This is a genomic window from Pantoea sp. RCC30.1 (assembly GCF_058148845.1).
Map to the genome: position 1 here is coordinate 155,289 of NZ_JBXUHX010000007.1, position 19,013 is coordinate 174,301.

Consider the following 19,013-nt stretch of genomic DNA (forward strand, 5'->3'; position numbering starts at 1 on the left):
TGCTCTCGTTAATACGTGACAAAAAATTCTACACGGCGATTCTTTGATCGACCCTGAGCAGTGGCGTCGGAAGCCAACGGCTGGCTGCTGCCTACACCTTTGACTTTTACTTTGTTACCAGGCAAACCTGCTGCAATAAAATAGCGGCCAACTTCTGCCGCACGTTTTTCCGACAACACGTCGTTATTCGGCAATAAAGGACGGTTGATTGGTGTCGCATCCGTGTGACCGACAATCAGCACCTCCCCTTTCACACGCTGAACCTCACGAGCAATGCGCTGGATAACTTTGACCATGTCGGGCTCAAGCGACGTGGAACCTGAACGGAACAACGAGTCGCCTTTGAGCACAACTTTGCTCTGAGTTTGAGTTTCATCTACGCTGAGCAGCTGCTTCTGGATTTCGTTACGCAGCAAAATGGCCAGTCTGAGACGGGTTTTAGTCTGCGGCATGACAACATTGATGTTGTGCATGGCATTGATATCACTTGTGATGCCGTCGAGCCGGGTCAGCAACATGTATTTCGAACCGATAAACGCTGAGGCGACTAGCACACCTACGCACAGAGCCGTAAGCCGGACAGGCAGAATATTCTTTTCACGCTGTATCGGCCCGCCAGGCAATAAACCATGCGGTGAGAGGGCTGGCGGAGTCGTATTACGTGCACTCTGAATTAATGTCAGCAGTCGCTGCCGAATTTTAGTCAGCTGTCGATCGCCATCCTCAATAATGCTGTAACGGCCTTCAAAACCAAGGCCGAGAATGCGCAGCAGTATCTCCAGTACATCGACAAATTCGGAGGGGTTCATCGACAAGCGGCCAACCAGTAAGAAAAACTTATTACCGCCGTCGTTATCTCCTTCAAAGTGGTTTAGCAGGTTGCTCTGCGACCAGCCCGCGGCCAGTCCCCACGTTGTGGTGTGCGCAAATTCGTCAAGCGCAGTACAGAGGCAATAGCGTACAATCGCCATTTTTTTCCAGGGTATATTCACTTCGTCACAGACGACACTGAATAAATTTATCTGGTTCTTAAGCGTATTTTTCAGTATCTCAACATGCGTCATGTCACTGACGTAGTCAGGCATATCGCCCAGCGCCCGTAACAGAGGCTGAGCTGCCTCCAGCAAAGGATTATCCGCAGCTCTGACCTTCAGAATACGTTGCTGTACGCTCTCACTTCCTGGCATACGCTCTTGTCTGGAAGCCTGCCCGCCTTTTCTGGTCCCTTCGTTATGACTTTCATGTGGCGCTTCCGGCTGCTCGATCCAGTCGCCCTGCTCATCAAGAAGAAACTTACCCAGTGCCTGCGGCGAACGACTCTCGCCGACTTCGCGATCTGGTGAACGCGCGTCCGGAGAATTGGTATCGTCTTTCATCAACTCCTGATACCCCACAGTTCCATCTTAAGCCCAGGAAATTCACCCGCGATGTGTAGCGCCAGTGCGCCGGTCGTCGATATTTTGTCCCAAAAAGATCCGTTCTTAAGCAGCTCGAAGTAGACATAGCCAGCGCTATAGGGGATCTGCCGCGGTGGAACCGGCAAACTCTGCAACGTAAGTCCAGGCAAGTGTGAACGAACCAGTTCGTGCAACTGTTGCGGCGCACTGATTTTGGCCTGAGCATGAAATTGCTGCTGCAAAACGTCCATTGGCAATTGAGCGTTGACGGCCAGGACAATATTTGAGAATGACTGCAGTTCACCCGGCAGCACCGATGCTGACCAGACACCGTTACCTTTCGCGCGGAGATCAATAAGCTGCCCTGCTCGTACCAGAATTTGATTCATGAGATCGTTAACCTCTTCAACCAACGGCCGGATAGAGGAATAGAGTCCTGAATGATCATATCCCGGCGCCGCTTTCGGACGTCGGGTCTTAACACGAATAAAGGTGGAGAGTTCCCCCGCTAGTTTTGCCAGCTCTTCATACAAAACAATCGGCGGCAGTTCAGGTATGTGCCGCAAATGATCAAGAATGGGTTCATATTTATTGAAGATTTGCAGCAGCAGGTAATCCACAACCTCGGCGCTGGCGCTTGCCTTACCGTCGGAAGTTGAAAGACGCGCAGCCAGCATCTCAGCGCGTATTTTGACCAGACCATTCAGGTGCGTCAGCCACTCTTTAAGTAATGGATTTGCGGCATAGCCGGTTACCGGAGGAATATAATCATCCACATGTAACAGAACGCTGCCGTCTGGCTGAATAGCTTTTACCCGGGTAAGCGGCAGGCCAATCCATGACTCGGTCATCTCAGCTTGTGATACCAGTTTCAATCGAAGCATCGCCAGCTGAACCGGCTTAGGTCCCTGCCTGATTGAATTAGTGTCGCAGAGCTCAGCCTCTTCAGCCCGGAAACGCGCCAGCGAACTGGAGTCATTCTGGCTGAAAATCGTCTCGTCGCTATTATCAAGGCGTAACGGCACCGCCAGATAAATCATCTTGTCCAGATGCTCTGGCAGTATCGTCAGCGGCTCAGGCAGATCGGCGTGATCGGGCACATCAAAAGGCGTACCGTCCTGAAGCACGCCCCGGGCACTTCGAAGGACCAGTTTGCCGTAGGTCAGCGCTTCACGGTCAATTTCATATTGTGAGAACCCCCAATAAAAAGGACTCAGCGTGGCTGCCCGCTTATGTGCGTAATATTCAAAATAACGCTCTTGCTGTTGAAATAGTTGCGGGCGAAGAAACAGTCCTTCACTCCAGACGACCTTATTTGTTCTCATGGTTTAATCCATTTTTCTAATAGTTATTGCTGACTTCTTAAAATTTACATTCAACGCAATAGCATCATCGCTAAACATTCTTTTCCACCAGGAGCTGACTGGTGGCGGCAACTCATAAATTTTCAGCCAGACCGCATCGTTAAGATCCCGATATGCTCCAATGAACCCTAATGCCTGGGTTTTACTTTCTGGCGACAGGAAAATCGACCTCTTCTCGCCGGGTTTTAATATTGCTTCGTACATTTTTGATGAAGATGATGCTAAAGGTTTATTGCTACCTTCAATGATTTCAAAAAAATCGGCATTACTAAAAACATCCGTATCGCGAACGTTATAAATGAATATGTTCAGCGGAGCAGGATGGCTCTTCTCGTTTGGGTTGATATCTTTATCTGCAATCAGATTTATTTTTATCTCACCGTCTTCAGGCACCCTGTCTTTTTTATTGCTGCAGGAGATCAAAAAAAGAGTCAGCAAAATGAGTGCTAATGTATTTCGCATTTTCTGTTGATTATTTTTTATATCTGATCTGCAAAACATGAATCTACCTACATTGTCGACTTTTTAGAATTCAATGACACTACCACCCGGTTGGATAAAAGTTTTGCCGCCGAGGCGGCAAAACTTATTGCTCACCAGGAGGATTAACTGCGCAGGTTTGCTTTCACATCATAGCTGGTAGAAATGACGCCAGATTTAGCGCCTTCAGCATTCTGCATGACATAATCCTGAGTCACTTTGGTAAAGGCGAAAGTTATACGCTCACGTGGACGCGTTTCATCAACGCTGGAGCCAGCTGTTTCAACCCGGGTAATAATGACATCAGTAAATTTGATAGTCAGATATTCCAGTGGATCACCACCGGCCTTACGCACCACAAACTCAACATCTTTGATGTGTTTACCCGAAAGGCAGTAGCTAAGTAAATTAGTACTTGCTTTGTCGATGTAATGCTCAAAGCAGAAATCATCTACCGTTGCCTTACCGGAACCGCCGCCAGAACCACTGTGCATATTAGAATGCTGAGCAGTGGCCCAGTTCCATGAAAGCACTTCGATCTCATTCTTATGCGTGGCATCCAGTGACTCGCCTTCGATACCATTAATTTTAATGAACATATCCTGAGCCATAATATCTCCTTTATCAGCTCTTAACGAAAAACGTTACATGTTTTGTAACGGCAATGATTAGCCAGAAACACCTCCCCATTCGTGGGAAATGATATCCAACAGATTAAATGTAAAAATAAATTAAAACCACAAGAATAAAATGATCATTCTTTTTTTATTGTCTCAATCAGGCAATAAAAGTTAATTTCCTGATCAGGCAACTCCTTTTAAAGAAGGTAATTTAGCAACCATACGCAAAGATACGGTTAATCCTTCTAACTGAAAATGTGGTCGCAGGAAAAATTTCGCCTGGTAGTAACCAGGATTACCTTCAACATCTTCCACAACCACTTCAGCTGCTGCCAACGGGCGTCGCGCTTTCGTTTCCTGAGAAGAGTTAGCGGGATCACCATCCACGTAATTCATTACCCAGTTGTTTAGCCAGCGCTGCATATCCTCACGCTCTTTAAAAGAGCCGATCTTATCGCGTACGATACACTTCAGATAATGAGCAAAGCGCGAGCAGGCAAACAAATAAGGTAAGCGTGCTGACAAATTGGCATTCGCGGTCGCGTCCGGATCGTAATATTCCGTTGGCTTCTGAAGCGACTGCGCACCAATAAACGCGGCATAATCCGTGTTCTTGCGATGCACCAGCGGAATAAAACCATTTTTAGCCAGTTCAGCTTCACGACGATCAGAAATCGCGATCTCGGTTGGACACTTCATGTCCACACCGCCGTCATCGGTCGGGAAAGTATGGCAAGGCAGATTTTCTACCACACCACCGCTTTCAACACCGCGGATCATGGTGCACCAGCCATAGTGTTTGAATGAACGGTTAATATTTACCGCCATCGCATACGCGGCGTTTGCCCAGACAAATTTACTGTGATCCGCACCGTCTGTTGTTTCTTCAAAGTTGAAGTTATCAACCGGATTGCTGTTAATTCCATAGGGAAGACGAGCCAGGAAACGCGGCATGGCCAGACCAATATAACGAGAGTCTTCAGACTGACGCAGTGAGTTCCATGCGGCATATTCCAGGTTTTGGGTAAAGATTTTGGTCAGATCACGTGGATTTGCCAGTTCCTGCCATGACTCCATCTGCATTACAGAAGGTGACGCACCGGTAATAAATGGCATATGCGAAGAAGCGGCCACCTTACCGATCGAGGAAAGCAGATCCACGTCGGCTGGACTGTGGTCAAAGTGGTAATCCGCTACCAGACAGCCGTAAGGCTCGCCGCCCAACTGACCATACTCTTCTTCATAAATCTGCTTGAATAACGGACTTTGATCCCAGGCAATGCCTTTATAGCGCTTCATATTGCGGCGAAGATCGTCTTTAGAGATATCCATAAACCGCAGTTTCAGCTTTTCATCCGTCTCGGTGTTATAGACCAGATAATGAAGACCACGCCATGCACTTTCCAGCTGCTGGAACTCTTCATGATGCAGGATCAGATTAACCTGCTCAGAGAGCTTCAGATCGATCTCAGCAATGATGGACGCGATGTTTTTATAGGCGTCATCAGCCATGGTGATTGACGTACTCAGCGCCTGCTCAGCTAGCGTTTTCACCGCTGCCTGAACCGCTGATTTTGCCTGTTGAGACTTCGGTTTAAATTCACGCGTTAATAACGCATTAAAATCGTTCTGTGTGGCGGTATTTGCGCCAGCCTGTTTAGATGTTACTTGTTGGGTAGACATAGTTATCTCTCTGCATCACTTTTGGGACGCGGCTTCATCAGCCTGTTTTGGCTTCGGCGACGAAGCCAACGTATTCAGCAGCGATTTATCGTTCAGTACTTTCATGACCAGATTCTCTGCCCCGGCTTTACCATCCATATAGGTCTGGAGGTTAGCCAGCTGAGTTCGGGCTTCAAGCAGCTGTGCCAGTGAATCGACCTTGCGGGCGATAGCATCTGGTGAAAAATCATCCATACTGTCAAAGGTCATATCGACCATGAGCTGGCCTTCACCCGTTAAGGTATTCGGCACGGCGAAAGCCACGCGTGGACGCATTGCTTTCATACGTTCATCAAAGTTATCAATATCAATGCTGAGAAACTTCCGGTCCGCAACCGGGGGTAATGGTTCCAGTGCTTTACCTGAAAGATCAGCCAGAACACCCATAACGAAAGGCAGCTCAATTTTCTTTTCACTACCGTAAATTTCCACGTCATACTCAATTTGCACACGTGGCGCACGATTTCGTGCGATAAATTTTTGTGAATTACTTTTACTCATAATAATGAATACTCTTTAATAAGCGTTTGTGAATAAACTATTATTCTCGTGTCGTTAACGTTCGATACTCAGCCAGCCTCTTTCCCCCTTTATTTATAAACAAGCTCAATGCTGGCTATTGCCATTACCAACCCTGCGGTAACAGTTGCGTTTCCCATCGCATAATAGCTTGCAGTAAATCCATGTGTTACCTGCTCCGCCGAGGATGGAATGACATAATTTTGCCCTGAGGTACTGTCGTCGATACTTACCTGAGAACCATCTTCCTTCCTCAGACGAATCTGTACATTATTGCTGTAGTTTTCACCGGTTGCATTGACCAAATTACCCGTTGTTGTATCTGCAGCATTAACGCTACTATTAAAAGAAACTGTAATTGTACGGCTCGCTGGGCAATCCTTTAGCGTAATATCAAAGGGCACGCTGCCCGCTTCACTGCCATTACCCTGCAAGGCTGTGGTTGATATTTTTGGCAGCGTCACAGTTTCATTGTCACTGGCATTATTGATGAGCACGTTACAGGTTTCGTCGTTATATACACCGGTAAAATTAACCGTAATGGCACAATCAGTGGTGCACCCCCACGCAACAGAGGTAAACAGCATGCCTGCCAACACCCCTGGTAATTTTGCTCGCAGACATCCGCCACTGTTTTTTGTAAGTCTGATTAATGACATATCACCTCCACCTGCGTAATGGTTCCATGCGCATTTTTCATCTGCCGGGCAATAGCAGCATCTGAATTAATGGTGCACAGACGTTTACCATTCGAACGGTTCACATGAAGATTACTTTTTTCCGCCTGCCATCCTCTTATAAATGCCATTCCACCCTGACCAATAATGCTAAGGCTTTTATCTTTATCGTCATAAATATCCATACCAATGGGTAATGGAGTGCCGTCTTTATCTTTAATCTTTAAGATGATCGGTTCACCGATCAGTGTTTTCACATTAACTTTAACCATTGCACCCATTCGTGGAGTGACTGTGCTTTCATTCTCCAGCACATCAACGATATCCGGGAGGCCGTTTGTATTAACCGCCACGGTATTTTCACGATAGGGTGTCAGTGATGGCACGATAGCGAAGCCATTCGCATCAATCTCCGAACCATAACCGTTCAGCATTCTTGCGCCTTTCGCCCCAGGAGCCTCCACCAGCGCAAAAGGTGAATCACCCAGCCTTGGGCCAGCAGTAATACCGCCACGGTGCGCGACCAGACTTCCATTCGCGGATATCGACAATTGGTTTGACTGATTACCCAGCGATGCGGTTGAGCCAAACTGCCCGACAGAGGAGTTGTAGTTAACATTGCCAGTTACAGCATTTCGCGTGCTGCTACTCTGCGTTCTGCTCACCATTGTTCCAACGCCATAACTCAGTTCGTTCTGTTCGCCCTGATTACCTATCGCGTTAGCCTGCACTATGCTGCTTCCGTTATTGTCATGAGAAACCGTCGAATAAACTGACGTAAACAGCGGCTTATCAGAGGTAATACTGCCGCGCCCCAGCGGAATATTGATGGAAAACATCAGGCTATTCACATTCTTTCCGGAACCGTTATAGGCGCGCGAAGCCGAAACAGACCAATAAAAATCGCGCTCAGATTTACTGTAAGTCAGCATGTACTGGCTGCTGGATGAGCGCGCATTCCAATAGTCATAAAAACTGCCGGAGAGGTTCAACCGGGCATCATTCCACAATGGTTGACCCAGGCTGACAGTGAAACGCTGGCGGGTGCGATAATCCACCCTGTAATTGTCATTTTTTGCGCCATAGCGCTCCAGCGCGGCGTCTCTCAGACTATAGAAGCCATCTGAAGAGTAGCGCCAGGCAGCAAGGGTGACATCCGTTCGTGTCGTTTCCAGATACTTACTGAATCCCAGATTAACGCTGTTACCAGATGACGATTTTCCATTGCCCAGATCGCTTCTGGCATGCGTAACGTCCATCGATATGCCCCCCAGAGCGGTATTGAAGGCGTTACCAATCCCTGCCGCAGCATAGTCCGGAGAAAACTGACCTCCGCCATATAACGTGTACATATTCCCGAGCCCATACTGATAAAAAGCCTGAGCCAGGTTCGGTTTTTCCCTCAGTGAGTCGTCCTGAAGCTTGCCAACGGTGATGCCGAAGCGAGAAACGCCCTCGTGCAGCAACATTGGTGGCGCAGAGAAGGGGACGATCTGCGTACGCTGGCGACCGTCAGCCTCAATAACGGTTACCTGTAAATCGCCACCATAGCCCATTCCACCAATATCATTGATTTCAAACGGCCCCGGTGGCACCGTGGTTTCATAAAGTATCCGACCACGCTGCGTGACCTGAACTCTGGCGTTCGACTCAGCGATACCTGCCACTTGCGGACTGTAGTTACGCAGGCCATCAGGAAGCATGCGATCCTCCGACGCTAACTGAATACCCCGAACGGTCATGCTGTCGAACAAATCGCCTGAGGTTGTTGTATCACCTAGCGTTAACTCACTTTTCAGTACCGGAACATCGCGCTGAAGATAAGTAGAAATAGATTGCGTGTGTGTTGAATTGCTCCGGCTCCAGTTGGTATTTAACCGCTTGCGTAAACGCCAGTCATAGAAATTCAATCCCGCTAGCAACCCGAGATTGCCGCTAGCGCTGTGCTGGCCATTACTGTCGAACAAATTGGAATTTTGCTGGACATAAATATTGCTGTTGTAGTCAATCAGTGCAGCTGTCTCTCCGGAATCCCAGGTATTGGGGTCGGTATAGCCGCGTGGGTACTGAAACAGGCTCGCCTGAGGCACCGTTATTTCAAGAAAAAAATCTCCGGTGGAATAGTTCGCAATTGCCCCCTCAATCCATTGATCAATGGTTCTGTATTCAGCCTGTTTATTAGCGTCGTTAGCCAGCAGAGCGCGCTCAGGGCGTTTAATTCCCAGACTGCTTAACTCTTTTTCAGTAAAGCAGGGCTGCGCACCTATACTCCCTTCGACGGTATTGAAGACGACTTTATGCATACCCCGGCGTTTTCCATTGACTGAAACCTGTATGACATATTCGCCCTCAGGCGCTGGGTTACCCTGGTAAAACCGCGAAACATCTACGCCGGCACCATGAATAAAATTACTGTTGAACCTGACACTTTTCGTCCCCTCACTGGAAAGGGCAGCAGATGGCAAAGTGTTAACGCTGCTGATGGCAAACAGAGGTAAACCGGCACCTAAAATTATTAGTGCATGACGAACTGCAAATGCAATTTTTGATTCGAGTATGATTCGCCGAACATATCTTCTCTTAGTTCTCGGTTTCACTTCCCTGCTCCCGATGACAATATGTGCTTTATGAATTCAAATAAAAAAAACACCCTTTCAGCTTAAAAACATCATTGTTATTTATCAGCTTTGACTGACAGGTTATTCCCGCCACTCTTTACCAGGTGATAATCTACGGCGTTACCAAAATCATTAATAATCCGAACCGTAACACTATCCACTGATGAGGGTCGTGGTGCTTTAGGATCTAACAACATATCTTTTGTACTGAAAGGTGGAATCATATCGCTTTTCAGCTGCGATTTAGTGTTACCTGAAATAATGTAAGCAGAATCAAAAGAGATATAATAAGGCGTTGGATTCGTCACTTTGACGCCTTTCGCCGGACTGATAAGCTGCCATTTTATGCTGTCAAATTCCCCCAGCGCACTTTTTTTCAACACGCTCGGGCGATAAAATATTTTAATCCGCGTTCTGAATGCCAGCTCGAGGCGATCTGTTTTAGCCGCTGATTCGTTAACCGGTGGAATTTCCAGCATGTTAAACCAGAAAACGGATTCACGATCCTGAGGCAATGTCATCCCATTATAGATAAGACGTACACTCTGACCTTTACCTGGTTCAACACGGTAAACCGGCGGCGTAACAGTGAAAGGCACCTGCAATTTGTTGATATCGCCATTGGTCGTACCGTCATCAACCCAGACCTGCACCAGTAATGGAGAGTTGCTTTTATTATTGGTCCGTACTGAATGCTCACGTTCATTTCCCGGAAACACAACACGCGTTCCGGATATCGTCATCCCGGCAAAGGCACTCTGTGCGATAAACAAAGAAAGGAAAGCCGTCGTTATTGTAAAAAATTTTGCACGTTGATATTTCATATTACGCCCTGCGCTTCTGGCATTTCGTTCACTTACATCGCAAAAATTCATTTTTTAAAAGGGCGATTTCTCGCCCTTTAGCAGATTAAAAAAACCGATCTGTTATGGGTAGGCCAGCGTATAAGCAGCCTGAGCATAGACCGTACCCGCACCGGTTTGTGCGGTTGCGTAGTAGCCACCGTAGTAGCGCATAGAGGCGGTACCAGCAGCAGTCACTGCCACGGCAGAACCCGTTTCGCCCAGTTTCAGCGGCTGCTCGTCAGAGTTATACAGACGAACCTGCACATTTGTTGCTGCCGGAAGTTCAGTCGTACCGACGAACTGGTTGGTCAGGTTACCAGTGGTGCTGTCCACACCAGAGCTGCCGATCGCTTCAAAATGCGCGGCAACCTGAGTGATGGTAGTTGGGCAATCTGTAACATTCAGGTCGAAACCTTTTGAACCCGCAGTTTCACCCTCTGTAGTCAGCGTCTGAGTAGACACTGTCGGCAGGGTGACCTGAACATCAAGAGAATCGCTGGCAATAGTACAGGTTTCATCGATCAGTTTGCCGTTAAAGGTTACGGTACCTTGTCCTACAGCTGCTAATGCTGAACCTGAAGCAATGGTCATCGCGATCGCGCAGAGCGACATTTTTAGATTACGCATAAAATAAACCTCTTAGTTTCCATTTATAAGTTTTTAACATTTCCAATATTATTACACTAACTTCTTTATCCAAATCCCTGGATAAAAACACTTCCTTACTACCTTACTTAATCGCAGAAACTTCAATCGTTTTTTCCTGCGACAAACTTACATATAACGTTGTCAGCTCACCAGACTCATCCGGATTGGCCGTCATATTCATTACTGTCACACCCAGTTTTGGCAGAATGTTTTTCTCAATAAACCGGATAAGCATCCTTGCCCCTGTTTCAGCCACAGGGCACTGTTCAACAATGTGCTGAACTAATTCATCACTGAAATCTAATGTAATGCCGTAATTCGCCTTAGCGCGTTTGGCAATACGATTTAAGTGAATCCTGACAATATACTGCAACGACGATGGTGTTAGCGGCAAATAGGGAATAACAGTGACACGCCCCAAAAATGCAGCCGGGAATACTTTCAGCAGCGCAGGCTGTAATATTTTCAGCAGCCCCTCTTCATCAGGCATTGTTTCCTGATCAGCACAGGCCATGCTGATAATTTCACTGCCGGTGTTACTGGTCAGTAAAATAATCGTATTTCTGAAGTCAATATGCCGGCCCTCACCATCCTCCATTGATCCCTTATCGAAAACCTGGAAGAAAAGCTCGTGAACATCCGGATGCGCTTTTTCAATTTCATCCAGTAAAATCACGCTGTAAGGTTTACGGCGCACCGCTTCCGTTAACACGCCGCCCTCACCGTAACCAACATAGCCCGGTGGTGACCCTTTCAACGATGAAACGGTATGTGCTTCCTGATACTCACTCATATTTATGGTGATCAGATTCTGCTCACCGCCATATAGCTGACTTGCGATGGCAAGCGCCGTCTCTGTTTTGCCTACCCCTGATGGCCCTGCCAGCATAAAGACGCCATGAGGTTTTTGCGGATCAGCAAGCCCCGCGCGTGCAGTCTGAATATTCTGGCTCAGACAGGTCAGTGCATACTCCTGCCCAATCACTCGCTCTGAAAGGCGTTGCGGTAGTTCCATCACCGCGCTAACGTCATCCTTAAGCACCTGGCCTACCGGTATACCTGTCCAGTTCGCCACAATTGAGGCGATTACCGCGGCATTGACCTCAGCCTGAACCAGAGGCTGTTCACCACGAAGCTCACTCAGCGTCGCGTCCAGTTCATTTAAATGATGCTGCAAACTCGCCGTATCCGTTTTCTCTCGCGTAGCGGCCTGCAGTTGCTGTCGCGTCTCAATAATATCCGCAACCAGCTTGCACTCTTTCGCCCACTGATGATCAAGGATCTCAGCTTCCTCTGTATGGCTTGCAATAGCATCCTGCACCGGGCCAAGTTGCTTGTTGTCCGCTTTGCCGAAGCCGATCGCCTTTTCGAGTTCTGTCAGCTCAGCCTGAGCAGACTGCCTGCGGAAATTTAATATTTGCAGCTCTGTCGGTGGTGCGTACTGTGCAACAGCAACCCTGGCACAGGCCGTATCTAATAAACTGATCGCCTTGTCAGGCAGCTGACGAGCAGGGATATATCGATGAGAAAGCCGCACTGCAGCCCTGACAGCTTCATCCATAATCCAGACGTTGTGATGCTTTTCCAGTACGGGAATCAGGCCACGAATCATAGCTGTAGCGAGATCCTCTGAAGGTTCATCAACCTGTAGTACCTGAAAGCGACGAGTGAGTGCCGGATCCTTTTCTATGTGACGTTTAAATTCACTCCAGGTCGTGGCACCTATCGTGCGAAGCTGACCACGCGCAAGCATGGGTTTCATCAGGTTAGCGGCATCGCCGGTTCCCGCATTACCGCCAGCACCTACCAATGTGTGAATCTCATCAATGAACAGAATGACCGGCTCAGCAGAGTTGACAGCCTCTTCCAGCACAGATTTAAGTCGCGCCTCAAACTCACCTTTCATGCTGGCCCCGGCTGAGAGTGCGACGATGTCAAGCGTCAGTAATCGCACTTTTTGCAGCGAAGGCGGTACTTCACCCGCAGCAATGGCCAGCGCTAAACCTTCCACAACCGCCGTTTTTCCTACGCCAGCTTCCCCGGTAAGCAATGGATTGTTCTGACGACGACGCAGCAGAATATCCACCATGGTATTGATCTCTTTGTCGCGCCCTAATACTGGGTCGAGCTTACCCTCACGAGCAAGTGCGGTAAGATCAGTAGAATACTGATTTAGCCCCCCGCCGCTTTGCGGATGACTTAGGGCATGGCTTGCCTCACCGGGAACACCAGCATCTTCTGTTACAGCTGCGCCGCCGGAAAGATCGCTTTGCTCTGCCGAGTCGCGAATGATATAGCCAAACTCTTTATTTAAATGTTCCAGCGGAATCTTTTCAAAGAGCGGCGAAATGGCGAATAATGCACGACGCAGCTCCATAGTAGTCAGAAGCGCCATCAACAAATGACCACTGCGAATGGCTCTATCATGGCATTCCAGGCTGGCCATGACCCATGCACGTTCAATAGCCAGTTCTATATGGTAAGAAAAATCAGCGATAGTACTGGCGCCAGCAGGCAGCCGGGTCAATGCCTGTGAAAAATCACGTTCCAGCATTTCAGCATCAATTTCAAAATGCCGAATTACATGGCGGAAATCGCTATCTTGCTGCTGGTAGAGCTGATTTAGCCAATGCACCAGTTCAACGTAGTGGTTACCGCGTAGCTTACAGAGCGTTGTTGCACTCTCAACGCTTTTAAATAAATTGCTATTTAACTTCCCGAAAAGGTTCTTTCTTGATATCGCCACGGTATAACCTATCTCGTTTTAATTAGAATATTGGAATCTTATTTATGGTTAACAAAAACTGATAGAAAATTTCTATACTTCCCTGCTGCTTTCCACACACTTTAAACGCATAAAATAAAAACGCATATTCTTATTTATAATTTGAAATACTTTTAAGAAAATAGCCCGATCCTTTCTCCTAAATAGTCATGCGAGGACAATTAGGGTTGCCGTTCAGGCAACATTTACTTTTACAATAACGGCACTATAGATGTGATAACCACAGCGTAAATCCTACTATTTCTATGCTGGTGAACGTTTATGATTCTGAAGTTAGCTTTTCTTGCTGAGTCGATTTTTACCTAACAGGGTGCCAAGTGGAACACAATTTTCTGGATTACTACAATCGGGAACTCATCTTTATCAGAGAAATGGCACAGGAATTTGCCAGCCGCCATCCCAAGATAGCCGGGCGTCTTGGTATGAACGGAATTGAAATTGCCGATCCCTACGTGGAACGACTTATTGAGGCATTTTGCTTTTTATCAGCCAGAACACAAATTAAGCTTGATGCCGAATTCCCGAACTTCACTCAGCGGTTAATGGATATCGTTTATCCCAACTATAACTCACCCATTCCTTCAATGGGTGTTATTCAGTTGACACCCAATGTTAATGAAGGTGATTTAACCAGCGGCTATAACATTCCAAAACAAAGCGCTTTCTTTAGCCGGCTATTACCGGGTGAGATGAGCCGATGCGAGTTCAGAAATAATCAAAATGTTACTCTTTGGCCGCTGGAGATTACTGAAGCCCGCTTAACGTCCGTACCACCTGATATTCCCAATCTGGAACACCATCGTATCAAGCACAATCAGTTGAAAGGTGCTTTACGCATCAAACTGAAACTGCAGGGCGATTTGAATTTTTCAGAACTGAAGGGGCTGGATGAACTTCCTTTTTACATTCAGGGAGATGAACGTATTGTCTCTCATATCTTTGAACTGCTGCATGGCCATCATGTTGCCACTATAGTCCGCAGTCACGTGCAGGATAAGTCACAACATATCATCATCAGCCAGCAGCCATTAAAATTTGAAGGGCTGAACCCGGATCAAAGTCTGCTGCCGCTGCAATGGAATATGTTTCATGGCCATACTTTAATTCAGGAATATATTTCCTGTAGCCAGCGTTTTTACTTTTTCTCTCTCACACAACTTTCTGCTGCCCTTACGGAGAATCACAGTAATGAAGTTGAGCTCATTATCCTGCTCAGCAGGCTCCCGCAGGAGCTCATTCCGCACATCGATGCCACGCGTTTCCTCCTGTTTTGTACGCCAGTGATTAACCTGTTTCCAAAGCGGGTTGATCGCATTGAGGTTAACAGGGCGCTCAACAGTTTCCACATCGTTCCCGATCGCAGTCGCCCCCTGGATTACGAGATATTTTCAGTCAATCAGGTATTTGGTTTACAGGCTGAAACCAGCGAAGAGCTCACGTTTAACCCGCTTTATCAAACGCGCCACAAAGATGGAGGTAATTTCGGACGCTATTTTTCCGTCAGGCGAGAAGTGCGTGGGGAGGAGAACAGTAGCCGTAAATATACTACCCGGACACCCTACACCAGCACTGAAATCTTCATCTCGCTGGTTGATCAGCAAGAGGCACCCTACGGAGAGCATATTCGCTACCTGCTGGTTGATGCCATGGTCACCAATCGTGATTTGCCTCGTCTCTTGTCTAATAGTGGAAGTTTTGATCTTACCATGTCCGATTCGGTTCCCATTGAGAGGGCTCGTTTTGTCAGTTCGCCGAGTGCACCACGCCCTCCGTTCAATACCGGTGAGTCGGCATGGCGGCTTATCCGCCAGCTGAGTTTTAATTACCTGCCTCTCTCAGACATGGAGCATACGCAGGGCGGCGAATCATTACGCAACATGCTGCGGATGTTTACGACCGCAGCCGATCTTGATGCCGTTGCACAGATCAATAGTCTGGTCGGTTGCCAGACCAAACCAGTAATCCGTCGGCTTTCTGAAGAAGGTCTGCTGGTCTATGGACGTGGGGTTAACTGTAGCCTGACCGTCGACGAAGAGGGCTTCTCCGGCAAGAGTCCTTATCTCTTTGGTCTGGTGATGGAAAACTATCTGGCGCGTCATGCCGCTATCAATATCTTTACTGAAACCGAGTTACATTCCATGCAGCGCGGACTGATTACACGCTGGAAGGCTCGCCCTGGCAGGCGGGGGGCACTATGACAATACCTGAGGGTTTACAGGTCTGGTTTGATGATGACGCACCGTGGGAAACCGGGTTTATCAGTCTCATGCGGGCTATCGCTGCCCGTACGCCGGATTTACCCCCGCCAGGCATCGCCACGCTTCCCTCACAGGAACGTTTCAGGCTGGGACAGATGGCAAGCATGGCCTTCTCTCCGCGCGAGGTAGCGGCAATCAGCCAGCAAGACGACAAAATTAAAGTTCAGCTGTTTGGTCTGGGTATCTGGGGCGCGCAGGGAGCCATGCCGCTCCATATGACAGAGCTCGCTTATTCCCGTTATGAACAGCACGATCCTACGTTGATTGATTTTACCGACATCTTTCACCATCGTGCGCTGAGCCAGTTTTATCGTGCCTGGTTTTTATCACAGGATACCGCTTCGCTCGACCGTAAAAATGACGAGCGCTTCTCGTTTTACGTTGGCAGCCTGATCGGACTCGACCCTGCCGAACTGGTTAATTCACCGTTGCCGGTCCATGCCAGACTGGCCTCCTCTGCCCATCTTATTCGCGAAGCCCGCAATCCGGACGGTCTTTTAGGGGCATTGCACTATTACTTTGAAGTGCCTGTCGAGCTGAAAGAGTTTGAGCCGCAATGGATTTTTCTGGACGACCAGGATCAGAGTGCGTTGGGTGATGATCGTTACGCCGCTCTGCTTGGCGATGGTGCCATTCTCGGCAATACCGTACTGGACAGACAGCATAAATTTAAAGTGCTCATGGGGCCGCTGTCTCTTTCCCAATATATGCAATTCAGCCCCTGGGGCAGTGATATGGCGGTGCTACGCGAACTGATACGGAGTTTTATCGGATTCGAATACGCCTGGGATGTGCAACTGATTCTGGCGGCCGATCAGGTACCGCAGGCCAGACTTGATGGCCGTCACCAGCTTGGTTATGCCAGCTGGCTGGAGCGTGAACACGCAACCGTTCCGGTATACGGCATGAGTTTCGAACCCGAAATGTGTCACCGCCAGCCGTCTTTTTAACCAGGAAATCCAGTCCTTACTCAAAATTAAATATTATGAATCAGAAACCTGTGCTCATTTGTTCCAATTATTATCAGCACCTGCTGCAACCGTTATCGCAGGATAATCCTTGTGGTGAAAATCTGGAGTACGATCCGGCCTTTATTATGCTGCAATCCCGGCTGCAGCCCAAACTGGCCGCAGAATATGGTGACTTTGTTGAAGCGGCAGAACCGATAAACTGGACTGAAACTGAACGAGAGTGTCTGGATTTACTGCAAAAAAGCAAAGATGTCAGGCTGATTATCATTCTGATGCGCTGCCGGCTTCGCAGAATTGGTTTGGCTGCGATTGCAGAGGGGACGGAAGTGCTCGCTGCCTTGTTGTCCACATGGCCAGACGATCTTCATCCTCAACTGCTGGACGAAGGTGAATTCACGCCAATTTTGCGGGCAAACGCGTTTGCTGAGCTTGAGGATCCTGAAGGCCTGATAACGGATGTACGCAATCAGTTGCTACCGAAAGCCGCCGGACTACAAATCACGCTTCGGGAGTTTGAAAAGGCGCATCTGTTTTCGCGCGAGTCCGGAACGTTGTCGGAAACAGCGGTAGCCGGACTGATACATGAATGGCATCTCAATGCACAGGACGCGTTGCGACCGTTGGTTCAGGCATATCATTTTGTCGTTCAAATTAAGCAAACTCTTGTCGCAACGCTGAACGATGACGCTCCTGAACTGGCGACATTAACCGCTATCCTTGCACTTTTCTGCAAAGAGTTCGGCAGTCTGGAACCGGTGTCCGAACAGACTGTTGGGGTCACTCCCTCTGCCAGCATTATTCATGTTGAAACGAACACGTCCTGCCTCGACGAAACTTCAGAATCAGCTCCTGAGGTGGTCATTAGCGATCCTGCGCCCCCGGCGACTATCCAGACACGTCGTCGAGACATTAATAATCGTGCCGACGCACTGCAAACTATCAAGGAAGTCCGCAGCTGGTTTGGTATGACCGAGCCCAGCAGTCCACTGATTTTATTGTTGAAATATGCCGAAGACAGCATCGGGAGAAATTTTGCCGATTTAACAAAAATGTACCCCCCGGAAATCATCGCCATCCTGAGTCAGGAGAAGGAATAATTTATGTTACGGATCTACGTTTTTCTGTTTTGTGCGATCGTCATGTCGCCCGGTGCCTGGGCTGCCTGTACAATAGCCCGTGGTCAACCCACGCAGCTCGCTATCAATGCTCAAACCATTACTATTGCCGCCGATGCTGCAATAGATACCGCAACGCCAATCGCTCAATTCGACACCCCAGCCACGGGCAGTGTGATTGGCTACGACGCATGCCTTGCAGGTACAGAGTACGGGAAACGAGTTGTTAATCTTACTGGACAAGATTCGTCTACACGTATTTATCCAACAAATATTTCCGGCATTGGTATGAAATTATTATTCAGCAATGGCAGAGCTTTCGGCAATTTTCCATCAACCAGTACTCTTACCTTTCCCAATGGAGAAACCGAGGGAACCCTTGATCTGCCCGCGGGATCGTTTTTTCGCGTACAGCTTTTTAAAACGGGTAATATCACATTATCTGACCCCACGGGCAATACGATTATCCCTGCCGGTTTACTTGCTTACTATTATATTGTCAGCGATAACCCAGCTTCATACATCATTAACCTGACTGTCGGAGAGATGAAACTTATCAGCACGCCGACATGCACCACCGATGGTAATAAAACCGTCGATTTCAATACCGTAACTCCCTCGCTATTAAAAACAGGCGTTACACGGGACCTTGGTTTCTCTATTACCTGCAAAAGTGATTACGGCAGCTATGCCGCAAAAGCATCCATGATTACCAATTCTCCCTCCTCAGACGGTACTTACATCCGCGTTCTGGATGCGACTGGCAATAGTGACAGTCTGGGAATCCGCATTACGGACGGTTTGAATCAGTTAATGAATGTCAATGGTACAACCACAGAAGATAAAAACAGTACCAGTCAGGGACCGACCGAGTTTGCCTGGAAAGCCACGCTTATTCCCGGCAAATCTGCAACCCCAGCGGGAGGAACTTTTACCGCTGCAGCAGAAATACTATTTGATATTCAGTAACCGAAAGCATTTTGGATCAGGCTAA

15 protein-coding genes are annotated in these 19,013 nt (G+C 48.0%); 4 read left to right on the forward strand and 11 right to left on the reverse strand.

Features of this window, described 5'->3' with window-relative positions; genetic code table 11:
• Positions 1-8: 8 nt before the first annotated feature.
• From tssL to tssH, 11 genes are all read right to left on the reverse strand, one after another.
• Positions 9-1,376, reverse strand: a complete 1,368-nt coding sequence (gene tssL / locus AC2LB6_RS08970) for a type VI secretion system protein TssL, long form (protein WP_490093236.1) — start codon at positions 1,374-1,376, stop codon at positions 9-11.
• A complete protein-coding gene (gene tssK / locus AC2LB6_RS08975) occupies positions 1,376-2,722 on the reverse strand; it encodes a type VI secretion system baseplate subunit TssK (RefSeq protein WP_490093237.1) in 1,347 nt (448 codons plus the stop codon). The genes tssL and tssK overlap by 1 nt, the downstream gene beginning before the upstream one ends.
• 3 nt (positions 2,723-2,725) lie before the next feature.
• Positions 2,726-3,223, reverse strand: coding sequence for a type VI secretion system lipoprotein TssJ (gene tssJ, locus AC2LB6_RS08980; protein ID WP_490093238.1), 498 nt, complete (start codon positions 3,221-3,223; stop codon positions 2,726-2,728).
• A 143-nt stretch (positions 3,224-3,366) separates the two neighbouring features.
• Entirely contained in the window at positions 3,367-3,852 is a 486-nt protein-coding gene (locus tag AC2LB6_RS08985; RefSeq protein WP_490093239.1) for an Hcp family type VI secretion system effector, read from the reverse strand.
• Positions 3,853-4,044: 192 nt separating this feature from the next.
• Positions 4,045-5,544 carry a type VI secretion system contractile sheath large subunit gene (gene tssC / locus AC2LB6_RS08990; RefSeq protein WP_490093240.1) on the reverse strand — a complete coding sequence of 500 codons (1,500 nt, stop codon included), beginning with the start codon at positions 5,542-5,544 and terminating at the stop codon, positions 4,045-4,047.
• 15 nt (positions 5,545-5,559) lie between these two features.
• Positions 5,560-6,087 carry a type VI secretion system contractile sheath small subunit gene (gene tssB / locus AC2LB6_RS08995; RefSeq protein ID WP_490093261.1) on the reverse strand — a complete coding sequence of 176 codons (528 nt, stop codon included), beginning with the start codon at positions 6,085-6,087 and terminating at the stop codon, positions 5,560-5,562.
• Positions 6,088-6,173: 86 nt separating this feature from the next.
• Positions 6,174-6,761 (reverse strand): fimbrial protein, encoded by a 588-nt coding sequence (locus AC2LB6_RS09000; RefSeq protein ID WP_490093241.1) that lies wholly within the window; start codon positions 6,759-6,761, stop codon positions 6,174-6,176.
• Positions 6,752-9,376, reverse strand: a complete 2,625-nt coding sequence (locus AC2LB6_RS09005; protein ID WP_490093242.1) for a fimbria/pilus outer membrane usher protein — start codon at positions 9,374-9,376, stop codon at positions 6,752-6,754. The genes AC2LB6_RS09000 and AC2LB6_RS09005 overlap by 10 nt, the downstream gene beginning before the upstream one ends.
• A 77-nt stretch (positions 9,377-9,453) precedes the next feature.
• Positions 9,454-10,221, reverse strand: a complete 768-nt coding sequence (locus AC2LB6_RS09010; protein ID WP_490093243.1) for a fimbrial biogenesis chaperone — start codon at positions 10,219-10,221, stop codon at positions 9,454-9,456.
• Between the two features lie 102 nt (positions 10,222-10,323).
• A complete protein-coding gene (locus AC2LB6_RS09015; RefSeq protein WP_490093244.1) occupies positions 10,324-10,869 on the reverse strand; it encodes a fimbrial protein in 546 nt (181 codons plus the stop codon).
• A gap of 103 nt (positions 10,870-10,972) precedes the next feature.
• Positions 10,973-13,636, reverse strand: a complete 2,664-nt coding sequence (gene tssH / locus AC2LB6_RS09020; protein WP_490093245.1) for a type VI secretion system ATPase TssH — start codon at positions 13,634-13,636, stop codon at positions 10,973-10,975.
• A gap of 356 nt (positions 13,637-13,992) precedes the next feature.
• On the opposite strand from tssH, the gene tssF reads away from it, so the two are divergent.
• From tssF to AC2LB6_RS09040, 4 genes are read left to right on the forward strand one after another with little or no spacing between them, the layout of a single operon-like run.
• On the forward strand, positions 13,993-15,873 hold the full coding sequence (gene tssF / locus AC2LB6_RS09025; RefSeq protein ID WP_490093246.1) for a type VI secretion system baseplate subunit TssF: 1,881 nt from the start codon (positions 13,993-13,995) through the stop codon (positions 15,871-15,873).
• Positions 15,870-16,883, forward strand: a complete 1,014-nt coding sequence (gene tssG, locus AC2LB6_RS09030; protein ID WP_490093247.1) for a type VI secretion system baseplate subunit TssG — start codon at positions 15,870-15,872, stop codon at positions 16,881-16,883. The genes tssF and tssG overlap by 4 nt, the downstream gene beginning before the upstream one ends.
• Before the next feature lie 35 nt (positions 16,884-16,918).
• The gene (locus AC2LB6_RS09035) at positions 16,919-18,001 is read left to right on the forward strand and encodes a type VI secretion system protein TssA (protein WP_490093248.1); all 1,083 of its coding nucleotides are present in this window, start codon (positions 16,919-16,921) and stop codon (positions 17,999-18,001) included.
• 3 nt (positions 18,002-18,004) lie between these two features.
• Positions 18,005-18,988, forward strand: coding sequence for a fimbrial protein (locus AC2LB6_RS09040; protein WP_490093249.1), 984 nt, complete (start codon positions 18,005-18,007; stop codon positions 18,986-18,988).
• The last annotated feature ends 25 nt before the right edge of the window (positions 18,989-19,013 follow it).

Bases quoted from the DNA above. Each gene is read 5' to 3' on its own strand.
- AC2LB6_RS09040 (WP_490093249.1), top strand. From the start codon at position 18,005: ATGTTACGGATCTACGTTTTTCTGTTTTGTGCGATCGTCATGTCGCCC.
- AC2LB6_RS08985 (WP_490093239.1), bottom strand. From the start codon at position 3,852: ATGGCTCAGGATATGTTCATTAAAATTAATGGTATCGAAGGCGAGTCA.
- tssG (WP_490093247.1), top strand. From the start codon at position 15,870: ATGACAATACCTGAGGGTTTACAGGTCTGGTTTGATGATGACGCACCG.
- tssJ (WP_490093238.1), bottom strand. From the start codon at position 3,223: ATGCGAAATACATTAGCACTCATTTTGCTGACTCTTTTTTTGATCTCC.
- AC2LB6_RS09015 (WP_490093244.1), bottom strand. From the start codon at position 10,869: ATGCGTAATCTAAAAATGTCGCTCTGCGCGATCGCGATGACCATTGCT.
- AC2LB6_RS09035 (WP_490093248.1), top strand. From the start codon at position 16,919: ATGAATCAGAAACCTGTGCTCATTTGTTCCAATTATTATCAGCACCTG.
- tssL (WP_490093236.1), bottom strand. From the start codon at position 1,376: ATGAAAGACGATACCAATTCTCCGGACGCGCGTTCACCAGATCGCGAA.
- tssC (WP_490093240.1), bottom strand. From the start codon at position 5,544: ATGTCTACCCAACAAGTAACATCTAAACAGGCTGGCGCAAATACCGCC.
- AC2LB6_RS09000 (WP_490093241.1), bottom strand. From the start codon at position 6,761: ATGTCATTAATCAGACTTACAAAAAACAGTGGCGGATGTCTGCGAGCA.
- tssK (WP_490093237.1), bottom strand. From the start codon at position 2,722: ATGAGAACAAATAAGGTCGTCTGGAGTGAAGGACTGTTTCTTCGCCCG.
- AC2LB6_RS09010 (WP_490093243.1), bottom strand. From the start codon at position 10,221: ATGAAATATCAACGTGCAAAATTTTTTACAATAACGACGGCTTTCCTT.